Genomic DNA, 21,524 nt, shown 5'->3' with positions numbered 1-21,524 from the left:
TTAAAAACAAATCCCAGAATTATTTGTCAAAATACCTGGAGGTTTGGAAAAAGGGCTTAGTTCATCATTTTATAACATTCTGGAAGCAAAAATAAATGGAAATTAACCTCAGTAAACGCACAATCGGTTTAAATTTTGATCAGGGTAAGGCTGTATTTTGGTTGTGGGCGCCGAGGCTAAAACAGGTCATTTTACAACTTCATTCATCAGACAATCACATCGATTTTGTTGCCAAACCAAATGGATATTGGCAGCTGGATGGTATTGAAATTCAACCTGGAGAAATATATAACTTAATTGTGGAAGCCAGTGATGGGGATAAAGGCTTTGAACATAAATTGATGCAACGACTGGATCCTGCAATGCTTTGGAAAGCAAATAATGATGATGGGTCTATCGCCTACGATTTAACGGCCTTTCCGTGGACGGATGATGGCTGGAAAAGCCCCGATTTGGAAAATTTCATTATCTATGAACTTCATTGCGGAACTTTTACTTCCAATGGAGAACTTTCAGCAATCGAAAACAGGCTTGATTATTTAGTTGACTTAGGGATTACAGCCATTGAAATTATGCCCGTCGCTCAATTTTCTGGAGCCAGAAACTGGGGCTACGATGGGGTATTTCCATTTGCTGTACAAAACACCTATGGCGGGCCCCAGGCACTGCAACATTTGGTAGATACTTGCCACAAGAAAGGAATTGCGGTAGTATTGGATGTCGTTTACAACCACCTTGGTCCTGAAGGTAATCATCTGGATGATTTTGGTGGTTATTTTACCGATAAATATCAAACTCCATGGGGCAAAGCCATTAATTTCGATGATGCATATAGTGATGAGGTAAGAAAGTTTTACCTCGAAAACGTGCTGATGTGGTTCAGGGATTTTCATATAGATGCTTTAAGATTGGATGCCGTTCATGCCATTAAAGATTTTAGTGCCCATCATTTTTTAGAAGAAGTAAAATCAGCCACTGCTCAATTATCACAGCTAACAGGCAGGAATTATTATCTTATTGTTGAATCGGATTTGAATGATAATCGCTACATCAATCCGCAAGAATCTGGGGGTTACGGAATGGATGGGCAATGGATAGATGAATTTCACCACGCATTGAGAGTAGCCTCTGGTGAGCCAAAAACTGGATACTATGAGGATTTTAATGGTGTGGAGCATTTAGCCAAAGCTTATCGGGATGCTTATGTTTATGATGGTCAGTATTCTCGTCACCGAAAAAAAACCTTTGGCAGAAAAGCCGCTGGCAATGCGGGTAAACAGTTTGTAGTGTTCTCTCAGAATCATGATCAGGTTGGTAACCGAATGTTAGGTGAACGAAGTTCGGCATTGTACAGCCATGCGATGCTAAAACTTATGGCTGGCGCAGTTTTTTGCAGCCCGTTTATCCCTTTGATTTTTATGGGCGAGGAATACGCAGAAGAAAATCCTTTTTTGTTTTTTGTAAGTCACCACGATGAAAAGCTGATTGAGGCCGTAAGAAAAGGCCGTCTGGAGGAATTTTCTGCCTTTCATCAAAACGGCCATCCGCCCGACCCACAAAGCATCGAAACTTTCGAATCATCCAAACTTAACTGGAATCTGCTCCATTTGGATAAACATGCATCTATGTTTGAGTATTATAAAGAACTGATTGCCTTGCGAAAGCAATCTAAAGTGCTGGGTAATCTGGATCGGAATTGCCTTGATGCTCAGGCCTTGATAGCCGAGCAAACTGTAATTTTAAAAAGATGGAACTCGGAGGAAAGTATTTTTTGCATCCTCAATTTTTCTGCTGAAAGCCAGATCATCAGCGAAATTATTCCTAAAGCAGCATCACTGATCTTCAATTCTCAGGGGCATGGAAATATACAGTCACCACCATCCTCCACAACTTTTAAAACAATAACAGCTACCGCTGAAACCCTACTTATTTTTTCGCAAAGCCATGTATAAACCTGCCTCTACTTACCGTATTCAGTTTAATAAAGACTTTAATTTTAAAAAATTAAAAAGTATAATCCCTTATTTGAAGAATCTGGGTGTCGATACCATTTATGCTTCTCCCATTTTTGCTGCCGTACCTGGAAGTACCCATGGGTACGATATCGTGAATCCGTTAATGATTAACCCTGAAATTGGTACGGAGGCGGAACTAATTGAAATTTCTGGTTTGCTTAATAGTGCTTCAATTGGCTGGTTGCAGGATATTGTACCCAACCACATGGCATTTCACCCAGATAATACCTGGTTAATGGATGTGTTAAAGAAGGGCGAAAAATCCAAATACGCTACATATTTTGATTTAAGTTTTGATGGGAAACTGATGGTCCCTTTTTTGGATGGTTCTATGGAAGATTCATTAAAGGAAGATAAAATAACGGTTGTTGAATATAAAAACGAATATTTTTTAAATGATGGAAACCAGAACTGGCCAATTAACAGGCAGGGTTCAGCAAAGATTTCAGGTAAAAAATTATCAGCAATCAATAAAGATAAAAACCTGCTCAAAGAGATTATAGGTAAACAATTCTACCGTTTATGCGACTGGCAGGAAACAAACGAGCGAATAAATTATCGACGATTTTTTACGGTTAATGCTTTAATATGTTTAAACATTCAGGATAAGCAAGTTTTTGAAGCCTACCACCACTATATCTTTAAGTTAGTCAAAATTGGGGTATTTAATGGCCTTCGGATTGACCATATCGACGGCCTGTACGATCCTCAAAATTACCTGAGCCAATTAAGATCTACCTTGGGAGATGATGTTTATCTGGTGGTTGAAAAAATTCTTGCCAAGAACGAAACTCTTGGGCAGGATTGGAAATGCGATGGAACTACTGGCTACGATTTCATGGCGCTGTCTAATAATCTTTTTACCAATACTAAAGCAAAAGAAATCTTCGATGAAGTTTACGGAAGTGTTACTGGGAAGCAGTTAAGCCCCCGAGACATGGTAATTGAAAAAAAACGCTGCATTTTAAAGGAATATATGCAGGGAGAGTTAAACAACCTCTTCGATTTTTTTCTGCGTCTGAACCTCTCGAGAGGTGAAAGTTTTGATCCTTCGGTACTTAAGGCTTCTATTGGTGAGATGCTCATCGCTATGCCTGTTTACAGATATTACGAATATGATTTCCCTGCTGAGCCAGAAGTCGCTGCAAATATTGGGCATTTATTAAAACCTTTGTTAAAAGATAAAACCTTAGCAGCTGGAGGACAACTGTTGCAGAAAATCTTTTTGAAAAATACACTTGAAGATGATGCGGTGTACAATAAAAAAGTATCTGAGTTTTATCAGCGATGCATGCAGTTTTCAGGCCCCTTAATGGCAAAAGGAGTTGAAGATACGTTAATGTTTACCTTCAATCGTTTTACGGGGCATAATGAAGTAGGAGATGCCCCCGAAGCATTTGGATTACAGGTTAAGGATTTTCACAAAAAAATGATCGGACGGCAAGAAAAAAATCCTTTTACGATGAATGCGAGTGCTACTCATGATACCAAAAAGGGAGAGGATGTGCGTGCCAGACTTAATGTTTTAACCGATGTACCGAAGCAGTGGGCAAAGTTTATAAACAAAATTAGTCGTGCCATAACAAAACAAACTAACCCTAACTTCAGCTCCATACATCCAAATGATTTGTATTTTATTCTTCAACACATCGTTGGTATTCTGCCATTTGCTGGTCAGTCCGATCAGGATTTAAATTTAAGGTTAGATGCATTTATTGAAAAAGCGTTAAGAGAAGCAAAGAAGCGCTCTGATTGGGCAGTGCCCGATACCAGTTACGAACAAATGCTTAAAGATTTTATCAAAGTTTGCCTTAATAATGGCGATATTATTGGCTCGTTGATCCAGGAATGGGTTTACAAAATTGCAGATTCAGCCGTACTGAACAGTCTGTCTCAACTGATTTTAAAATTTACTGCTCCAGGTATTCCTGATGTGTATCAGGGCACAGAGCTTTGGGATTTGAGTTTGGTTGATCCTGATAACAGAAGACCAGTCGATTATTCTTTGAGAAATCAAATGTTAGCTGGTATTGCTCAGCAAGTAGATACTGCTAAATTGTGGAGGGAGCGTTACGATGGGAAGATCAAGTTGTATCTAACTTCAGTGCTCCTCAAAATAAGAAAATCCCATCAAATCCTGTTTGAACAGGGCAGCTACGTTCCCTTGAAAGTTAAAGGAAAATATGCCGATAGAATTGTCGCATTTGCCAGAAATCTGAATGACCAATGGATTATTGTAGCCTTACCATTAGGGATAGAGGGCTTTAAAACTAAAGACTTGAAAATAGACTGGGAAGATACGCAGATCCATTTTCCCAAACAGGCACCTTCTGGAATCACCGATTTAATTTCTGGTAAAGCCATTTATAAGGATATATTAAAAGATGGTATATTGATTAAGCAGATTTTTCACGAATTGAATGTGGCTGTACTTCAGCTTAGTGAAAACCCTTCTGGGCGTTCAGCTGGTTTATTGATGCACATCTCTTCGCTTCCTTCTGCATTTGGAATTGGCGATATGGGCAAGGAAGCTTATCAATTCATTGATTTTTTATCAAAATCGAAGCAGCGATACTGGCAAATTTTACCCTTAAATCCAACCAAGGCAGAAAACGGTCACTCACCTTATTCTAGTAATTCTGCACATGCAGGAAATCCCTTGCTGATCAGTTTAGAATCCCTGAGCGAACTGGGGCTGCTAAGCAGGAAAGAATTGGAAAATTTTATGATCCCAGACGGTGAAAGGATCAATTTTAAACTGGTCAGTTCTGCAAAGCGTAAAGGATTAGACGCAGCCTACCAAAAATTTCTTTCCTTAAAAGAACACGCACTGTGGAAGGATTTTTATGCTTTTATGGAGCTGGAGGAGAACTGGCTCGATGCTTTTGCACTTTATACTGCTATAAAAGCTCATCATCAGCAAGCAGAATGGTACAACTGGCCTGATGAATTTAAATATCGAAACAAAAAAAGCCTGGAGGATTTTCAGAAGGAAAATCAAGATGAGCTTTTAGCGATAAAATGGCAGCAGTTTATTTTTTACAAACAATGGCTTAAGCTTAAAGCCCTTGCCAACCAAAACCACATCAAAATTATAGGCGATTTACCATTCTATCTCGATTATGATTCGGTGGAGGTTTGGAGTCAGCCTGAATATTTTAAACTCAAAGATGATTTAAGTCTCAATAAAGTTGCTGGGGTTCCGCCCGATTATTTTAATGAAAAAGGTCAACTCTGGGGAATGCCAATATTCAATTGGGCAAAACACAGGGATAATGATTATAAATGGTGGATCGACCGCTTGAAGTGGAATGCCAAATGTTTTGATGTTATTCGACTGGATCATTTTTTGGCATTTTCTAAATACTGGCAGGTTGATGCGGCAGCTGTTGATGCAAGATCGGGTGAGTGGATACAAGGGCCTGGAGAAGCATTTTTTCGTATTATAAAAGAGTCATTGGGTGCTTTACCTTTTATCGCTGAAGATTTAGGCGAAAGATCTGCAGCGTCTGAAGAACTGAGGTCAAAGCTCCAGCTGCCAGGAATGGCCGTTCTTCAGTTCGGATTTGGTGAAGATCTGGTAGGCTCCCTTCACGCTCCTTTCAATATCGATTCTAATACAGTCGTTTATTCGGGAACACATGATAATAATACCATTCTAGGGTGGTATATGGAAGATATCCAGCAAGGTGAAAAAAAACGATTAAGTAGGTTTACCAGTATGAAAATTAATACTAAAAATATCAATGAAATAATCACCCGCTTAGCTTACGCTAGCCAGGGAAAGCTAGTAATATTACCTGTTCAGGATGTTTTAAACTTAGATGGTTCGGCTAGAATGAATATTCCAGGTACAGCAGAAGGCAACTGGACCTGGCGGCTAACTCCAAATCAAATTACTAAGAAGACCGCCCAAAAACTCGCTCAAATGGTCCGGCTCTATGGAAGATCATATTAATAATTTTATTTCTTGGTAAAGTGTTGTTTATTAGCTAGAAACGTATTGTTGAAGATGAGGAGCGCTTTGCTAGAGCAGGTGCATAATTGTTCGAATATTTCAAATTTGGAAATGAATGGAAATTGGTAATGCAGGCTTGAATTGTTTACCCATTGTTAATTGTCAACCATCTTCATTTATACAATAATCTAATTCACGCACACGCGATAAACGAATCCAAAACGATAATAGTATTTTAAAGACAACAACTAAATGCTTTAAAGTATTCTGCTGGGGTGTTGTTAATCAAGGGTTTGTGAAAACCAATTTAGCATCTGTATCGTTTTTATAATAACATTGCGAAGGCGATGCAGGGTTAGCCGAAAACCTCAAATAGAGTAGGCATTATTAAAATTAGAAACGTTATGAAACTTCAAGAGTTAAATTTAAACGAAATGAAAGAAATCAACGGTGGTGGTTTATTAGGTGGTAATGATTCAGCTAGTTCAGGTGGATTATTAGGTTCGATTGGAATTGGTAATTTATTATCATTCTCTAATGAAACACAAGACGGAGATGAATCGAGTAAAACCTCGTTCTCTTTAGGTAATAACATTGGTGGAAGCTTAGAAGGCTTATTCAAAAGTTTAACCAGCTAATTTGAATTAAAACCTCAGTTTATAAAAAGGCTTCGATTTAATCGAAGCCTTTTTTGTTTAATAAAAAACTAAAATTCAATATATTTTTTTGTTTTAAATATCCGACAACCAGGAGTTGTAACTTATTCGGGAGGGTTGTTTCAAATACGGCTTAATCGTAATCCTTAGCTGCTAGAAATGCGTTTATCATCTAAGTAGCACAAAAATTCTCAAAACAAGGGGAAGCTGAAAACCTTTAAAAGAGTAAGTTTAAGTAAATCTATTATCATGAAAAATTTATCAATAAAAGAGATGCGGGAAATTAATGGTGGCGGCGAAAGCTATTCCAGTGGAATTTCGGCAAGTAGCTCCACGGATAGTTTGTTGAACTTAACCATTGAGCGAAATAGTGGCGATAAACATAGCATTACCAAGATATCCATCGGAAACGGGATTAACCTAAATTTATCTGCTTTCGGCATCGGAGTAAACAAATAAAATTTAGAAAAACTAGTAAATGAAAGAACCAGTCACTCGGTTCTTTTATTCTTTATAAAACTAAAAGCGCTCCTTTTCGTATATAAACAGTAGATATGGATAGCGAAAAATATATATTTCCGAAAGAGATTATTGAAAATACTGCAGAATATCATTTTCATTCTCATAATTCCCGAACCAAGATTATTTATCAGGTACTACTGATTGTATTGCTTGTTGCATTTATTTCAATGTTTCTTATCCGTGTAGATGTAAATGTAAAAAGCACAGGTCTTTTTAGGCCAACCGCTGAGCGCAACGAGATTAAACCTTTGGTAGCTGGACGAATAGATTCTCTTTTTATTAAAGAAAACATGCATGTTAAAGCGGGTCAGATATTATTTACCATAAAAAAAGAGAACATTGAAAGTAAGGATGAGTTGAACCAGTTTCAGCAAACAGATGTAGGAGACCAGCTTTTTGATTTGGGTTTATTGATCAATGCCTATCGACGTAACGACTGGTCTAAAAAGCTCGACCTTAAGTCAGGCGTTTATGGTCAGCAATATAGCTTATTTATGCAAAGGGTAACCGAGGCGAAAGCAAGATACCAGCTGGCCTTAAAAAACTTTGATAGATATGCGTTTTTGTTTAAGAAGAAAGCTGTTTCTGCGCTAGAGTATGATGAGGTTAAACTCAAAAAAGATAATGTATTTAACGAGCTCTCTCTAATCGGCGAAGAACAAGGTAGTAAGTGGCAAACTGAGTTGAATCAGCTAACCATTCAAAATCAACAGCTTGGCACAAAAGACAAGCAGTATGAGGAGGAAAAGGAATTCTATACCATAAAAGCACCTTTAACTGGTACAGTTCAGGAATTAAAAGGTATTCAACCTGGCAGCTCAATCTCTGCAAATGAAATTCTGGGGGAAATTTCTCCAGATTCGGGCCTTATTGCCGAAACCTACGTACAACCAAAAGATATCGGTTTATTAAATATAGGGACCAAAGCCAGGTTTCAGATCGATGCCTATAACTATAATCAATGGGGGATGGCAACAGGAAAAATTATTTCCATCTCCAGCGATGTTTTTATGCAAAATGGTGGACAACCTTTTTTTAAAGTCCGGTGCTTATTAGATAAAAACAGTCTTAATTTAAAAAACGGCTATGTGGGGAAAATTAAAAAGGGGATGACATTGCAAGCTCGTTTTTTTGTAACCCGAAGAACTCTTTTTCAACTTCTTTACGATAAAGCAGACGATTGGCTGAATCCAAATGTAATTCCTCAAGCTAAAGAAAATACTTTAACAAGCCTATGAAATTGAACACAATCTTTAGCAGGATCAAAGCAAAATTTACCGTTGGTTCCAATTCAAAAAGAACCATTATAAAACAACACGATGTAACCGACTGTGGAGCAGCTTGTCTGGCTTCAATAGCGATACATTATGGCCTCGACATGCCAATTGCCAGAATCAGGCAATATGCTTCGACAGATAAAAAAGGAACAAATGTTTTAGGTTTAATTGAAGCTTCCAGCCGATTGGGGTTTTCTGCTAAAGGTGTAAAAGCCGATTATGATAATCTCTTCAGTATCCCCTTACCTGTTATTGCACATGTAATCCAAAATAAGCTGCCGCACTACGTGGTTATTTATGCAATTCATTCTGATTATATAGAGGTAATGGACCCAGCATATGGTGAAATGCAAAAAATCCCCCATAGCGAGTTCAGAGAAAAATGGAGTGGTGTTTTATTAATGCTGCTTCCTGGAGATGATTTTACTGCTGGAACGGAGCGTATTTCATTGGAAAAACGTTTTCTGTATCTTTTAATGCCCCATAAATCGATACTGATTCAGGTTTTAATTGGTGCAATCTTCTATACTATTTTAGGTTTATCCACCTCGATTTTCCTGCAAAAAATTGTAGATAACGTATTACCAGAAGGCAATACAAATTTGCTTAATTTGATGGGAACCGTTATGATAATTATCATTTTGCTTCAGATTTTTATCAATTATGCTAAGACACTTTTAACCATAAAAACTGGTCAGCAGATAGATGCCAGGCTAATTTTAGGCTATTACAAACATTTATTAAAACTTCCTCAACAATTTTTTGATACCATGCGTGTTGGTGAAATCATTTCGAGAATGAATGATGCCGTAAAAATCAGGGCTTTTATTAATGATGTGTTAATTGGTTTTGCCGTTAATGTTTTCATCCTGATATTTTCTTTTGCGCTAATGTTTACCTATTACTGGAAACTGGCGTTAATTATGCTTACGGTTATCCCGCTATATGCCATAATTTATTATTTCTCGAATAAACTGAATAGAAGTACGCAAAGAAAACTGATGGAGAAAAGTGCTGATTTGGAGAATCAACTAGTCGAATCGGTAAATTCTGTAAGTACAATAAAAAGATTTGGACTCGAAAACTTTTCAAATCTTAAAACTGAAATTAGGTTTATAGAATTGCTGAAAACCGTATATACTTCGGGTACAAACTCACTGCTAATTGGTAATGCCAGTAGTTTTGTATCTAGTTTATTTGCTGTTATTCTGCTCTGGGCAGGTGCAAGTTTTGTAATTCAGAATTTAATTACCCCAGGAGAACTTTTATCATTTTATGCCATAATAGGTTATTTTACTGGACCAGTTATTGGTTTAATTGGTATGAACAAGGTTTTTCAGGATGCAAGAATTGCCGCAGACCGACTTTTCGAGATTATGGATTTGGAAAGGGAAAAAACTGAAAATCGTACCGAACTGACCACGGATATGATTGGCAATATCGAATTTAAACATGTAAACTTCAGGTATGGAACAAGGGTTACCGTATTTGAAGATTTCAACCTGAAAGTGCAAAAAGGGAAGATTACAGCGATTGTTGGTGAAAGTGGTTCGGGTAAAACGACTTTGCTGTCATTGCTGCAAAATATCTACCCGCTTCAGTCGGGTAATATCACAATTGGAGAATTTGATATAAATTATTTAACCAACGAAAGCTTGCGTAAATTGGTTGGTGTTGTACCACAGGATGTGCATTTATTTGCTGGAAATGTAATTGATAACATTGCAGTGGGTGAAATGGAACCTGATATGAAACGTGTTTTAAGGGTTTGCAGCCAGTTAAATATTTTGGATTTCATAGAAAATTTGCCACAAGGATTTGAAACCTATCTAGGTGAAAATGCCACTAATCTTTCTGGAGGACAACGACAAAGGTTAGCGATTGCAAGAGCTTTATATCGCGAGCCTGAAATTTTAATTTTGGATGAAGCAACCTCATCATTAGATTCCACCTCGGAAGAATATATTCACAATGCAATTTCGATATTACGTGAAAAAGGCAAAACCATTATTCTAATAGCTCACCGTTTAAGTACTGTGGTAAATGCCGATAAAATTGTGGTTTTAAATAAAGGAGAAACGATAGAAGAAGGTACGCATCAATTTTTATTAAATAAGAAGGGCGCATATAGAGAGATGTGGAACAAGCAATTTCCAACCATAGGAAAAGCATGAATTAAGTTGTAATTAGGTTTTTTGATCTTATTCTCAGGAAGAAATAATCAGGAATTGATTGTTTGGTATGGAAACAGCGTGCTGAATTTGTAATTGAGCACACTTTTGGCTTTTGTTATACCTATTTGATGAAGAATTAAGGGTCGTATGGCCCAAACTTACTTCTGTTTTTTTGAATACCGCACCTTAAAGTACTAAAAAAGGCAGCAACCTTTTCAGATTACTGCCCCTTTAAATCATAAGGCATTCACTTATGATTTAAGGCTATCAAAAATGCCAGCTAAACTGCCGCCAATATTGTTGCCTAATGAGAACGAGGTGTTGCTGGATTCGTCACCATCCTGGGTAGAATTGGAGAAGGATAATAAATTACCAATTCCAAGGCTTCCGCCTAATCCGCCCGAACTTGCAGAATCATTGTTTCCAAAAATTCCGCCACCGTTAATTTCTTTCATTTCGTTTAAATTCAATTCTTGCATTTTCATAATTTCAAGTTTTAAATGTTGCCTACTCTGTTATAGATTTTCAGCTTGTTCTGTTTCCGATTTCCATCGTCTTTGTATTATAAACGTTTTAAGCACCCTTTTGGATTATAAAAAACGCTATATAGCAACACATATAGAGAATAGTTTAAAGCAGTATGTTGTACTTTAATGCAAACAATTAATTTTAGTTTCTGTTACCTACGTGTTTTTATTAAAAAGCTAATATTCATTGATATAGGTGTGGCATAGGATGACAAACAGCCAGGCCTTATGATTGATTCCCCTTCAAGTTTTTTGTAAAAAGCAAATCGCTCTTTTAGCATCGTATTCTGCACGAGTTGTCTCCATCATCCTCATTTTTTGTATAAATCACTACATTATTCTTAAACGCAGGCGAGTGTTCTTTGATTACCAGGTAATCTTTATTGTCTGCTAATAATTAGGTAGATGCCTTGAATTAGTATACCTCCCCAAGCATTTTTTAAATGAATAATCATCAATTGTAGATCTTCCAGAGTTTCTTTTAGTTTTCATACTAGAACTAAAAAATCAACATCTTTTATAATAAAACCGAAGTAATAAGTAATGTAATTATTAAAAAAACTTTAGATATTTTTTTTGTAAAGTGCTGTAATTCAGATTTTTTAGCGAAATTTAGATAACAAACAAAACAAAAAACTAATGAAAGCTCTCAAAATTATCCTAATCCTACTTGGAATTATCTTCTTTTTGGCTGTCGCAGCTGGAACTTATGTAAAAATCGCCCTTCCCGAGGTAGGTCCAGCACCATCAATTAAGATTGAAAAAACACTTCAAACTATTGAAAATGGAAAATATCTGGCCAATCATGTAACTGTGTGTATAGATTGCCACAGTTCAAGAGACTGGACTAAATTTGCAGGGCCTTTAAAAGCTAATACTTTAGGTAAAGGAGGTGAGGTTTTTAATCAGGAAATGGGTTTTCCTGGTTCTTATGTAGCTCCAAACCTTACACCTTATGGCTTGGGGAGTTGGACCGATGGTGAAATTTTTCGAGCGATTACTGCAGGAGTAAATAAAGATGGTAAAGCTTTGTTTCCAGTAATGGCTTCGCATCGGTTTGGAAAGATGGATAAAAAGGACATTTATGACATTATCGCTTATGTTAGAACACTGAAACCAATAAAACATTCAGTAGCAAAATCAGAATCTGATTTTCCCGTAAACTTTATCATAAATACAATGCCTAAAAAGGCTGATTTTCAAACAAGACCTTTAGAAAATGACACCTTAAAATATGGTGCATACTTAATAAACGCTGCAGGCTGTGTAGACTGTCATAGCAAAACAGATAAAGGAAATATAGTTAAGGGAACCGAATTTGGGGGAGGCATGGAATTTAAATTACCAGGAGGAATGTTGCGTTCTTCAAATATTACGGGAGACGTTAGCACTGGTATTGGCAAATGGAGCAAAGTAATGTTTGTTAACCGATTCAAAGCATTTTCAGATAAAAATTATCAATCTCCTTTGGTAGAAACCAATGGCATAAATACTCCAATGCCCTGGGTGATGTATGGAGGAATGAAAAAAACCGATTTAGAGGCAATTTATAGCTATTTGGTAAGTATTAAACCTATTCAAAATCGGGTAGAAGTTCACTCCAGACAAGTAGATGCGCTTTGAAATTCGATTAAGCTTTTTTTATATGTTGTATAAATTAAGCATAGTTTGTGTTTTGTTGATAATAATCAATAATTTTTTTTCAAAAAGGGTATTTTTACTGTATGATTAATTAGGGGAAATTCTAAATTTGCTATATGGAAAATCCACAACGAAAATCAGATTTAAGCATCTTCCTGCAAAAGGTCAGGCAGCTAAGAGGTTTTGGTGATATGAACTCTTATAGCTTAGTTACAGAGTTTAAGGATCTTGGAAACATTCCTGATTCTAAAATAAAACATATAATAGAAGATATGTCGTCACCACAAACGTGGAATAATGGCAAATCGATCTTTATTGAAAGCGTTATAGAAAATCTCCTCGAAAATTAAAGAAATAAAATAGCTCAAAGCCTTCATTATTAAAATATTGAAGGCTTTTTTTGTGTATGATAATTATGTTGCGAAAAAAACTTTATCTTCAATAAAAAACTAATTCCCATGAAAAAAATTATTCTTATTTATTGCTTTTTAGCGATTTGTTTAGTTGCTAATGCACAAAAATTTGTGCCCGAAATTAAAACGGGAACACAAATTACAGCTACAGCTATCGTTGGTGGACAAGAATTTCCATTGGCTTTAAAAATTATTAGTACAACAGCGCCTTATAGCATTGGTTGGGGTGTAGATGGTTATGGAGAAGGTTCGTTTGAAATGAGTGAAAAAGCATTTGCAAACGGTACAGAACTAGTTCAGGTAAGCCAACCTGCTTTAGGTGTAACCAAGTTGGGCGATGCTCAAACTTTTTCTGTTATTTCTAAAGATGCTTTTAAAACTTTAACGGATACAAAAGCATTTACTTATGGAGGTGCAAAGTTTAAAATTAAAACACCTGAAACTGCTGCGATAAAAATAAATGGAAAAGATGTTGATGTTTTTCATGTTATAAATGAAGATGGGAAACAAGAATTATGGGTGTTGAATAACGCCGCTTTCCCTTTAATTATTCAAAGTACAGGACAAGCAACAGATATTGTAATGTCAGAAATTAAATAGTTTTTGAAATATTAAGAAAATAAAAAGCCCGAAGGGGCTTTTTTAATTTCAAAGCATTATTTTTACGCCAATTATGGAAAACGACAAAAAAGAAATATTTGATAACGTTGCACAACGCTTAAAAATTGAAGGTTTTAATGTAGTAAACCGCGATGAAACCCGTCCTTGGGGAGGTTTTTTTGTTATTGATGAAGCGCAAGCACAACAATTTGCCGATACTTATTTCGACGGTTTAAACGTTGAAGACCTTAAAATTGGCGGGAAATTAAGCCCTAAAATTTTAATTGTTGCACCAAATACTCGTTTATCTTGGCAATATCATCACCGCAGAGCTGAAATTTGGCAAGTGGTAACCGGTACTGTTGGTATTAAAACCAGCGAAACTGATGAAGAAGGCGAAGTAAAAAAATACGCTCCAAAAGATCAGATTAAATTGCAACAAGGTGAACGCCATCGTTTAATCGGTTTAGAAGATTGGGGTGTTGTTGCAGAAATTTGGCAACATACTGATGCTTCAAACCCATCAGATGAAAGCGATATTGTTAGAGTTCAAGACGATTTCGGTAGATAATATAACAATCATAAATCCTGTTTCGTTATGCGGAACAGGATTCTCTTTATTCCAAAAATCTCACTTTTTAGGTTTCTATGGCCTACAAAACTAAACGCCCTCAAATTTCGTTTATAAAGTACACACACAATACATGATTATTCTAATATTTTTTCTTTGCCATTGGTTTTTATCTTTATTTAGCCAAACATTTTTCCTGCATCGCTATTCATCACACAAAATGTTTAAAATGGAATTGTTTTGGGAAAGATTTTTCTATTTGGTTTTATTGATATCGCAAGGTTCATCATTTTTAAATCCGAGGGCTTACGCTATTTTGCACCGTATGCACCATGCTTATAGTGATACAGAGAAAGATCCGCATTCGCCGCATTTTTTTAAGGATGTTTTTGGGATGATGATTGCGACAAAGAATATGTATATGAATTATCTTCATTTTAAAATACAGCCTGAACCTGCTTTTCAAGGTAATTACCCTGAGTGGCCTTTGGTTGATCGAATTGGAGATTCATGGTTTTGGAGAATTGGATGTGGTTTGTTTTATATTGGTTTTTACATCATGTTTGCTAACCATTGGTGGTTATTTGTTTTATTACCAATTCATTTTTTAATGGGTCCATTGCATGGTGCAATTGTTAACTGGTGCGGTCATAAATATGGCTATTCAAACCACGATAATGATGATCATAGCAAAAACTCTCTTCCATGGGATTTTCTTTTGATGGGCGAATTGTTCCAAAATAATCACCATAAAAAACCTAATAGTCCGAATTTTGCATCGAAGTGGTGGGAGTTTGATCCAACATACCCAGTTATGAAGATGCTACATTGGATGAGGATTATTAAAATTAGGAAGGTTTAAGGGAGATTTTATTTGCTTGTTAAAATTTTTATCCGTTGGTTGAAGCCAATGGCAATTAATTTTATGCAGAAAAATGTACCATTTGCTATTCATTTTCTTTGTAATGATTTTTGTTATTTAAACCCGACAGGAGCGAACACGGAGTGTAACGAAGTAAAGCGAATGGCGGGGCTTTTGTAACCGATATAAACAGAACCTTGCTTTTCAAATAAATATCAAATCTCATTTTATGATCAACTTCCTAAAAATCGTTTTCTCTGCACTGTTGGTTTTTATGTGCTATAAGGTTATTACAACTTCTTTAGAAAGTAATCTGTTTGAACAATGGGATTTTTTAGGGAGCATTCCCTGGATGCGTGCTACGCTGTGGGATTTCTATGCTAACATCTTCATTATTACTTTGTGGATGTTTTATAAAGAAAAAAGTATTATTCTTAAAATCTCTATTACAATTTTGTTCGTATGTTTAGGTAGCATAGCAACTTTAGCTTATGTTTTGGTTTATTTATTTAAACTAAAACCGGGTGAAGGTGTTAAAGAATTACTTAGTAAGCGATAGGCGAGTTTAAAGGTGTAGGGTGTCTTGCTAAGGTTTCAGTTATGTTAAAACTGTGGCTTTTGGCCTTAAACCTTTTACCTTAAATTTTATGCCTTTTCAAACGGGACACCTGTTTTTCATTGCCCTTGTATCGTTAATTGCTTGCTGCGCCATTATGTTTATGGTTTGGTTGTGGGCAAAAAAAATTAAAAATGCTGGTGTTGTAGATGTTTTCTGGGCATTAAATTTTCCAGTAATTACCCTAATTACTTTCTTTTTATCTGAGGGTTTTGAAACCAGAAAGCTTATAATTTGTGGTATGTTTTTATTGGCAGAACTGCGCTTAGGCTTACATCTTTGGCAGCGTGTTATTGGTCATTTAAGCGAAGAAGAAGGGCGATACCAACAACTACGAAAAGAATGGGGCGAAAAAGCGGATAGAAATTTCTTTTTTTTCTTTCAATTTCAGGCCATTTCTAATGTATTACTGGCGATTCCTTTCTTTATTATTACCGCGAATTTATCTAAACAGATAAGCATTTGGGAATTTGTGGGAATTGGGATCTGGATTATTGCCTTTTTTGGTGAAATGATTGCCGATAAACAGCTTGCAGACTTTAAAAAAGACCCGAAAAACAAAGGAAAAGTTTGTGATACAGGTTTGTGGCATTACAGCCGTCACCCAAATTACTTTTTCGAATGGTTAACATGGATGGCTTATTTTGTTTTTGCTTTGGCATCTCCTTGGGGAATTTTAGCCATTATTAGTCCCGCTATAATTTTATACTTATTAACCAAAGTTACGGGCGTTCCGAATAATGAAGAGCAAAATTTGAGAAGCAAGCCAGTAGCCTATAAAAAATATCAGGAAACAACGAGTGCTTTTTTTCCTTGGAAAAAATTAGGTTAGAGGTTGTGCGTTGAGGTGCGTGTACAGTTGCCCAAACTTATAACCTATAGCTATTAACTTATAAATTATGTGGTACGATAAACTTTTAGAAAACGATAAACTTCCTGATACTGCCTTGCGATTGGGTATTAGAAAACTTTGTAAGCAGCGTTTAGATGATGAAACTTTAGATAATGAAGAACTGCAGCAGGAAAAATTTATGGATTTGGTGGAGGAGCTTAAGCAATCGCCAATTGCTGTAAACACCGCCGAGGCTAATGAACAGCATTACGAATTACCGACTCAGTTTTTTCAATATTGCTTAGGTAAAAATCTTAAATACAGCAGTGGTTACTGGAAACCTGGAGTTAAGGATATTGATACCTCTGAAGATGATATGTTGGCTTTAACCTGTAAAAGAGCTGATTTACAAAGTGGTCAGAATGTTTTGGAATTGGGTTGTGGCTGGGGTTCTTTATCGCTTTATATGTCGGCTAAATTTCCTGAAAGTAGATTTACGGTGGTTTCTAACTCTGCAACGCAGAAAATTTTTATTGATGAAACAGCTAAACAACGCGGTATTGAAAACTTAACGGTTTTAACGGCCGATATGAATACGTTTACCATTGCCGATACTTTTGATAGAATTGTTTCTGTAGAGATGTTTGAGCACATGCGCAACTATAAATTTTTGCTGAATAAGGTTGCAGGTTTTTTAAAGCCCGATGGAAAGTTGTTTGTTCATATTTTTACACACAAAACTTTAGCTTACAAGTTTGAGGTAATTGATGAAACCGATTGGATGAGTAAATATTTTTTTACTGGCGGAATTATGCCATCAAATCATCTATTTTTCTATTTTAATGATGATTTAAAAATCGACAAACATTGGGTGGTAAACGGTACAAACTACGGTAAAACTTCTGAGGCCTGGTTAAGCAATATGGATAAACATAAAACCGAAATCATGCCAATTTTAGCAAACACCTACGGTAAAGATCAGGCTGTAAAATGGTGGGTATACTGGCGTTTGTTTTACATGAGTTGTGCCGAATTATTTAATTATAATAAAGGTAACGAATGGATGGTTTGTCATTATTTATTCGAAAAAAGAGCTTAAAGCAAAAAGTTGAAAGACCAAGCAAAATCATACATCTCAAAATTACATCATGCAAAAGCTCGCCATTATTGGCTCTGGAATAGCAGGAATGGGTTGTGCCCATAAACTGCAACATAAATACGATATTACTGTTTTTGAAGAGGCCGATTACATTGGCGGACATACTAATACCATTACGCTTGAAGAAGACGGAAAACCGATTTATCTGGATAGTGGTTTTATGGTTTTTAATTACCAAACCTATCCAAATTTGACAGAAATGTTTGCCGAGATTGATGCTCCTGTTATTAAAACGGATATGTCTTTTAGCGTTCAGTTTTTGCCAAAAAAATTAGAGTATAGTGGTTCGAGTTTAAATCATTTATTCGCACAGCGAAAGAATATTTTTAATATTTCTTATTTAAAAATGCTGATGCAAATTAACCGTTTTAATAAACAAAGTATAGAAATTTTAGATAAACCTGAGTATCAGGATTATTCGATTGGAAGATTTTTTAAGGAATTTGGTTACAGTGATGATATGCTTTGGCAATACCTTATTCCGATGAGTGCTGCGGTTTGGAGTGCGCCAATGGAACAGATTTTAGATTTCCCAGCGATAACTTTAATCAGGTTTTTCAAGAATCATGGTTTTTTGGGTTTAGATACACAACACCAATGGTACACCTTGCAAAATGGGAGCCAGGCTTATCGGGAAAAGCTGATTGCACCTTTCAGAGAGCGGATTAAAATAAATAATAAAATCGTTTCCGTGAAAAGATTAGAAAACGGAAAGGTTGAAGTCGAAAATTTAAAAGGAGAGAAGTTTGAGTTTGATAAAGTAATTATGGCGAGCCATGCCGACCAGAGTTTTGATATTGTAAAAGATAAAACCGCTTTAGAAACCGAGTTGCTTTCGAAGTTTAAATATCAGTTAAATAGAGCGGTTGTACATACTGATGAAGATCAAATGCCTAAAGCTAAATTGGCCTGGAGCAGTTGGAATTACCGTGTAGAAAAACAAGGTGATAAGTTTTTGCCGAGCACCATTTATTGGATGAACAGCCTGCAAGGTGTTTCTAAAAAAACAAATTACTTTGTTTCAATCAACCCAACGGAAACTTTAAACCCAAGTAAAATTGTAAAGGAAATCGATTATCATCATCCGTTGTTTGATGTACCAGCAATGCAGGCACAAGAGCGATTGCATGAGTTAAATGAAAGTGGTCCGATTTATTATTGTGGCAGTTATTTTAAATATGGTTTTCATGAAGATGCATATAAAAGTGCGGTAGATTTGTGCTTAATGATGTAAAAGGTTGTGGTAATTTCGGCCGTAGTTTTTTTGTTATTCTGAGGCACGAAGAATCTGATGCCGATAGAATACTGCTGATAATACTTGCTAGTGTATAAAAAGATATTTTCGTTTTGATGAATATCCTTTAGATTCTTTCGCGGCGCTCAGAATGACAAAGCTGTTAATCACTGCCATCTTACTTCAACCCACCGATAAAGTATTTTTTTTTTGTAAATTGAAATAAATGCCATTAAAATCATCCATATATACTGCAAAAGTAATGCACCATCGCCTGGCGCCAAAAAAACATTCTTTTTGGTACAACGTGTATATGTTCTATATCGATTTGGATGAAATAGATTTATTGGGTAAAAAACTTCGTTGGTTTAGTCGGAATAAGTTTAATTTGTTTTCTTTTAGGGATCAAGAACATCTTCAATTACCAAAGGAAAATCCTGACCAAACCAAAAATACCAGACAACACCTGGAAACTTACCTTAAAGAGAACGGCGTTGATGGAAATAGTTTAAAAATTAAGCTTTTAACCAATTTAAATGTATTAGGCTATAATTTTAATCCCGTTTCGTTTTATTATTGTTTCGATGAAGTTGAAAATCCAGTTTGTTGTGTTGCTGAAATTAGTAATACTTACCGCGAAATGAAACTTTTTTTCTTCGGAAAAGAGGAGTTGGATGGCGATACATTTAAAAAAATAACAACTAAATACTTTTATGTTTCTCCCTTTATCGATCATGATGATGTATTTGATTTTAACTTAAAAATACCGACGGATAAATTAGAAATCAAGATCGATGATATTGATAAACAGGGTAATCGATTTTTTATCAGCACTTTAAAGGGTGAACAAAAAACATTAAATAATGTTAGTTTGTTAAAGTGTTTTTTCTCAATTCCATTAATTCCATTGCAAATTATGGGTATGATCCATTGGCAAGCTTTTAGACTTTGGTTAAAAAAACTATCTTTTCATCCAAAAGCCGAAAACCCTGAGCTACAACGTAACGTATATAAACCATATAAACCTTAACAAACGCTTCCAGAAATATGAATTCCCTAGTCGCTACCAAAACATCAACTGGTTTTTTCGAAAGAATTGTAATCAATGCATTATCGAAAATGCCTTTAGGTAAACTTGAAATGTCGCTTCCAAGCGGAGAAACGTTAGTTTTTGGCAACGGTGAGGATAAAATTTCGGCAAATATTCAGGTAAATCATCCCGATTTTTTTAAATCTATAGCTTTGTATGGCGATATTGGTTTCGGAGAAGGTTATACCGAAGGTCTTTGGGATACCAACAACATTACCAATGTTATTAAATGGGTAATTCTAAATATCGAAAATGCACCATCAGTTACTGGAAGCAAGGTAAAATCTGTAGCCCTTAATCTTTTTAAGTGGGTTAATAAACTTACTCATATACGCAGAGCGAATACTTTGGCAGGCTCTCAAAAAAATATATCAGAACATTACGATTTAAATAATGATTTCTTTGCTACTTTTTTAGATAAAACCATGACTTACTCAAGTGGTTATTTTTTAAACGATGATTTAAATTTAGAAGAATCTCAATATGCAAAATACGATAGATTAGCCAGGCAGTTAAAAGTTAAATCTACAGATCATGTTTTGGAAATTGGGAGTGGCTGGGGTGGAAATGCAATATTTCTGGCCAAAAACTATGGTTGCAAAGTTACTTCGGTAACCATTTCAAAAGAACAACAAAAACTGGCTATTGAGCGTGTTAAGAAAGAAGGCTTAGAAGATAAAGTTTCGATCATAATTCAGGATTACCGAAAAATTGACGGCACATTTGATAAGATTGTTTCAATAGAAATGCTGGAAGCTGTCGGACATCAATATTTAGAAACCTATTTCGAAAAATGCCAGGAATTGTTAAAGCCCAACGGAATTTTTGCTTTTCAAGTAATTACTGCTCCCGATTCTCGCTATGATAAATTAAGAAATGGAGTAGATTGGATTCAGAAACACATATTTCCTGGATCGTTGTTGCCTTCTGTTGCTGCAATTAATAATGCCATTAACAATACAGGCGATTTAACTATGGTTGATTTGAAAGATATGGGTTTGGATTATGCCAAAACACTTCATCTTTGGTTTTTAGAATTTAATAAGAATTTAGATAAGGCAAAAGCATTGGGTTTTGATGAAGCCTTTATTCGCAAATGGAACTATTATTTAAATTACTGTGAGGCTGCTTTCGCCATGCGGAATATTAATGTAATGCAATTGGTTTATTCTAGACCGAATAATACCTCAAGATAGTTAAGATTCAATAATTCAAAAAAAAATATAAAATGGGCAATGAACTAAAAGTTTGTTACCCATTTTTTGTTTATAAATGATTCATTTTCAAATTCTGGTATTTTTTACCGAGAAAAACCTCACCTTTGCCGACCAAATTAACGCGGTGGCATAAAAAGTATTTTCCAGCTATGTAACAAAA

The 21,524-nt window shown here is 35.7% G+C and carries 18 protein-coding genes; 17 read left to right on the top strand and 1 reads right to left on the bottom strand.

All coding sequences use genetic code 11. The features are described 5' to 3' along the window. Positions 1 to 95: 95 nt before the first annotated feature. From treZ to ABD692_RS12375, 6 genes are all read left to right on the top strand, one after another. Entirely contained in the window at positions 96 to 1,952 is a 1,857-nt protein-coding gene (gene treZ, locus ABD692_RS12400; RefSeq protein ID WP_344767390.1) for a malto-oligosyltrehalose trehalohydrolase, read from the top strand. Continuing rightward, the gene (treY, locus tag ABD692_RS12395) at positions 1,945 to 5,973 is read left to right on the top strand and encodes a malto-oligosyltrehalose synthase (RefSeq protein WP_344767388.1); all 4,029 of its coding nucleotides are present in this window, start codon (positions 1,945 to 1,947) and stop codon (positions 5,971 to 5,973) included. Before treZ ends, treY begins: the two co-directional genes overlap by 8 nt. A 404-nt stretch (positions 5,974 to 6,377) precedes the next feature. After that, a complete protein-coding gene (locus ABD692_RS12390; RefSeq protein ID WP_316756548.1) occupies positions 6,378 to 6,611 on the top strand; it encodes a hypothetical protein in 234 nt (77 codons plus the stop codon). 267 nt (positions 6,612 to 6,878) lie between these two features. After that, positions 6,879 to 7,088, top strand: a complete 210-nt coding sequence (locus tag ABD692_RS12385) for a hypothetical protein (RefSeq protein ID WP_316756550.1) — start codon at positions 6,879 to 6,881, stop codon at positions 7,086 to 7,088. Positions 7,089 to 7,183: 95 nt separating this feature from the next. Beyond that, positions 7,184 to 8,389: an HlyD family secretion protein gene (locus tag ABD692_RS12380; RefSeq protein ID WP_344767385.1), complete on the top strand. Its 1,206-nt coding sequence runs from the start codon at positions 7,184 to 7,186 to the stop codon at positions 8,387 to 8,389. Continuing rightward, the gene (locus ABD692_RS12375; protein ID WP_344767383.1) at positions 8,386 to 10,602 is read left to right on the top strand and encodes a peptidase domain-containing ABC transporter; all 2,217 of its coding nucleotides are present in this window, start codon (positions 8,386 to 8,388) and stop codon (positions 10,600 to 10,602) included. Before ABD692_RS12380 ends, ABD692_RS12375 begins: the two co-directional genes overlap by 4 nt. 251 nt (positions 10,603 to 10,853) lie before the next feature. Here the strand turns inward: ABD692_RS12375 and ABD692_RS12370 are convergent, their stop codons facing one another. After that, positions 10,854 to 11,087, bottom strand: a complete 234-nt coding sequence (locus ABD692_RS12370; protein WP_316756556.1) for a hypothetical protein — start codon at positions 11,085 to 11,087, stop codon at positions 10,854 to 10,856. 681 nt (positions 11,088 to 11,768) lie between these two features. On the opposite strand from ABD692_RS12370, the gene ABD692_RS12365 reads away from it, so the two are divergent. The 11 genes from ABD692_RS12365 (at position 11,769) to ABD692_RS12315 (ending at position 21,343) form a co-directional block, all read left to right on the top strand. Next, positions 11,769 to 12,752 carry a c-type cytochrome gene (locus tag ABD692_RS12365; protein WP_344767380.1) on the top strand — a complete coding sequence of 328 codons (984 nt, stop codon included), beginning with the start codon at positions 11,769 to 11,771 and terminating at the stop codon, positions 12,750 to 12,752. 134 nt (positions 12,753 to 12,886) lie between these two features. Further along, a complete protein-coding gene (locus ABD692_RS12360; RefSeq protein ID WP_316756560.1) occupies positions 12,887 to 13,120 on the top strand; it encodes a hypothetical protein in 234 nt (77 codons plus the stop codon). Between the two features lie 108 nt (positions 13,121 to 13,228). Then, positions 13,229 to 13,783 carry a hypothetical protein gene (locus ABD692_RS12355; protein ID WP_344767378.1) on the top strand — a complete coding sequence of 185 codons (555 nt, stop codon included), beginning with the start codon at positions 13,229 to 13,231 and terminating at the stop codon, positions 13,781 to 13,783. Positions 13,784 to 13,856: 73 nt separating this feature from the next. After that, the gene (locus tag ABD692_RS12350) at positions 13,857 to 14,354 is read left to right on the top strand and encodes a cupin domain-containing protein (RefSeq protein ID WP_316756563.1); all 498 of its coding nucleotides are present in this window, start codon (positions 13,857 to 13,859) and stop codon (positions 14,352 to 14,354) included. Between the two features lie 133 nt (positions 14,355 to 14,487). Then, on the top strand, positions 14,488 to 15,216 hold the full coding sequence (locus tag ABD692_RS12345; protein ID WP_344767375.1) for an acyl-CoA desaturase: 729 nt from the start codon (positions 14,488 to 14,490) through the stop codon (positions 15,214 to 15,216). A 229-nt stretch (positions 15,217 to 15,445) separates the two neighbouring features. Next, on the top strand, positions 15,446 to 15,775 hold the full coding sequence (locus ABD692_RS12340) for a DUF1475 family protein (protein WP_316756567.1): 330 nt from the start codon (positions 15,446 to 15,448) through the stop codon (positions 15,773 to 15,775). An 88-nt stretch (positions 15,776 to 15,863) separates the two neighbouring features. Beyond that, positions 15,864 to 16,664 carry a DUF1295 domain-containing protein gene (locus tag ABD692_RS12335; protein WP_344767372.1) on the top strand — a complete coding sequence of 267 codons (801 nt, stop codon included), beginning with the start codon at positions 15,864 to 15,866 and terminating at the stop codon, positions 16,662 to 16,664. A 67-nt stretch (positions 16,665 to 16,731) separates the two neighbouring features. Beyond that, complete coding sequence (locus tag ABD692_RS12330; RefSeq protein ID WP_316756571.1) at positions 16,732 to 17,763, top strand: SAM-dependent methyltransferase; 1,032 nt, start codon at positions 16,732 to 16,734, stop codon at positions 17,761 to 17,763. A gap of 49 nt (positions 17,764 to 17,812) precedes the next feature. Beyond that, on the top strand, positions 17,813 to 19,057 hold the full coding sequence (locus ABD692_RS12325) for an NAD(P)/FAD-dependent oxidoreductase (RefSeq protein ID WP_344767370.1): 1,245 nt from the start codon (positions 17,813 to 17,815) through the stop codon (positions 19,055 to 19,057). 226 nt (positions 19,058 to 19,283) lie between these two features. After that, positions 19,284 to 20,087, top strand: a complete 804-nt coding sequence (locus ABD692_RS12320; RefSeq protein ID WP_344767368.1) for a DUF1365 domain-containing protein — start codon at positions 19,284 to 19,286, stop codon at positions 20,085 to 20,087. 17 nt (positions 20,088 to 20,104) lie between these two features. Beyond that, positions 20,105 to 21,343 carry a class I SAM-dependent methyltransferase gene (locus ABD692_RS12315; protein WP_344767366.1) on the top strand — a complete coding sequence of 413 codons (1,239 nt, stop codon included), beginning with the start codon at positions 20,105 to 20,107 and terminating at the stop codon, positions 21,341 to 21,343. The last annotated feature ends 181 nt before the right edge of the window (positions 21,344 to 21,524 follow it).

The organism is Pedobacter ginsengiterrae (assembly GCF_039537385.1).
GTDB lineage: Bacteria > Bacteroidota > Bacteroidia > Sphingobacteriales > Sphingobacteriaceae > Pedobacter > Pedobacter ginsengiterrae.
Note: the sequence above shows the minus strand (reverse complement) of the source record. Positions and strands in the feature narration are given on the sequence as shown.

Coding starts and splice junctions, on each gene's coding strand:
- treZ (WP_344767390.1), top strand. CDS start 96: ATGGAAATTAACCTCAGTAAACGCACAATCGGTTTAAATTTTGATCAG.
- treY (WP_344767388.1), top strand. CDS start 1,945: ATGTATAAACCTGCCTCTACTTACCGTATTCAGTTTAATAAAGACTTT.
- ABD692_RS12390 (WP_316756548.1), top strand. CDS start 6,378: ATGAAACTTCAAGAGTTAAATTTAAACGAAATGAAAGAAATCAACGGT.
- ABD692_RS12385 (WP_316756550.1), top strand. CDS start 6,879: ATGAAAAATTTATCAATAAAAGAGATGCGGGAAATTAATGGTGGCGGC.
- ABD692_RS12380 (WP_344767385.1), top strand. CDS start 7,184: ATGGATAGCGAAAAATATATATTTCCGAAAGAGATTATTGAAAATACT.
- ABD692_RS12375 (WP_344767383.1), top strand. CDS start 8,386: ATGAAATTGAACACAATCTTTAGCAGGATCAAAGCAAAATTTACCGTT.
- ABD692_RS12370 (WP_316756556.1), bottom strand. CDS start 11,087: ATGAAAATGCAAGAATTGAATTTAAACGAAATGAAAGAAATTAACGGT.
- ABD692_RS12365 (WP_344767380.1), top strand. CDS start 11,769: ATGAAAGCTCTCAAAATTATCCTAATCCTACTTGGAATTATCTTCTTT.
- ABD692_RS12360 (WP_316756560.1), top strand. CDS start 12,887: ATGGAAAATCCACAACGAAAATCAGATTTAAGCATCTTCCTGCAAAAG.
- ABD692_RS12355 (WP_344767378.1), top strand. CDS start 13,229: ATGAAAAAAATTATTCTTATTTATTGCTTTTTAGCGATTTGTTTAGTT.
- ABD692_RS12350 (WP_316756563.1), top strand. CDS start 13,857: ATGGAAAACGACAAAAAAGAAATATTTGATAACGTTGCACAACGCTTA.
- ABD692_RS12345 (WP_344767375.1), top strand. CDS start 14,488: ATGATTATTCTAATATTTTTTCTTTGCCATTGGTTTTTATCTTTATTT.
- ABD692_RS12340 (WP_316756567.1), top strand. CDS start 15,446: ATGATCAACTTCCTAAAAATCGTTTTCTCTGCACTGTTGGTTTTTATG.
- ABD692_RS12335 (WP_344767372.1), top strand. CDS start 15,864: ATGCCTTTTCAAACGGGACACCTGTTTTTCATTGCCCTTGTATCGTTA.
- ABD692_RS12330 (WP_316756571.1), top strand. CDS start 16,732: ATGTGGTACGATAAACTTTTAGAAAACGATAAACTTCCTGATACTGCC.
- ABD692_RS12325 (WP_344767370.1), top strand. CDS start 17,813: ATGCAAAAGCTCGCCATTATTGGCTCTGGAATAGCAGGAATGGGTTGT.
- ABD692_RS12320 (WP_344767368.1), top strand. CDS start 19,284: ATGCCATTAAAATCATCCATATATACTGCAAAAGTAATGCACCATCGC.
- ABD692_RS12315 (WP_344767366.1), top strand. CDS start 20,105: ATGAATTCCCTAGTCGCTACCAAAACATCAACTGGTTTTTTCGAAAGA.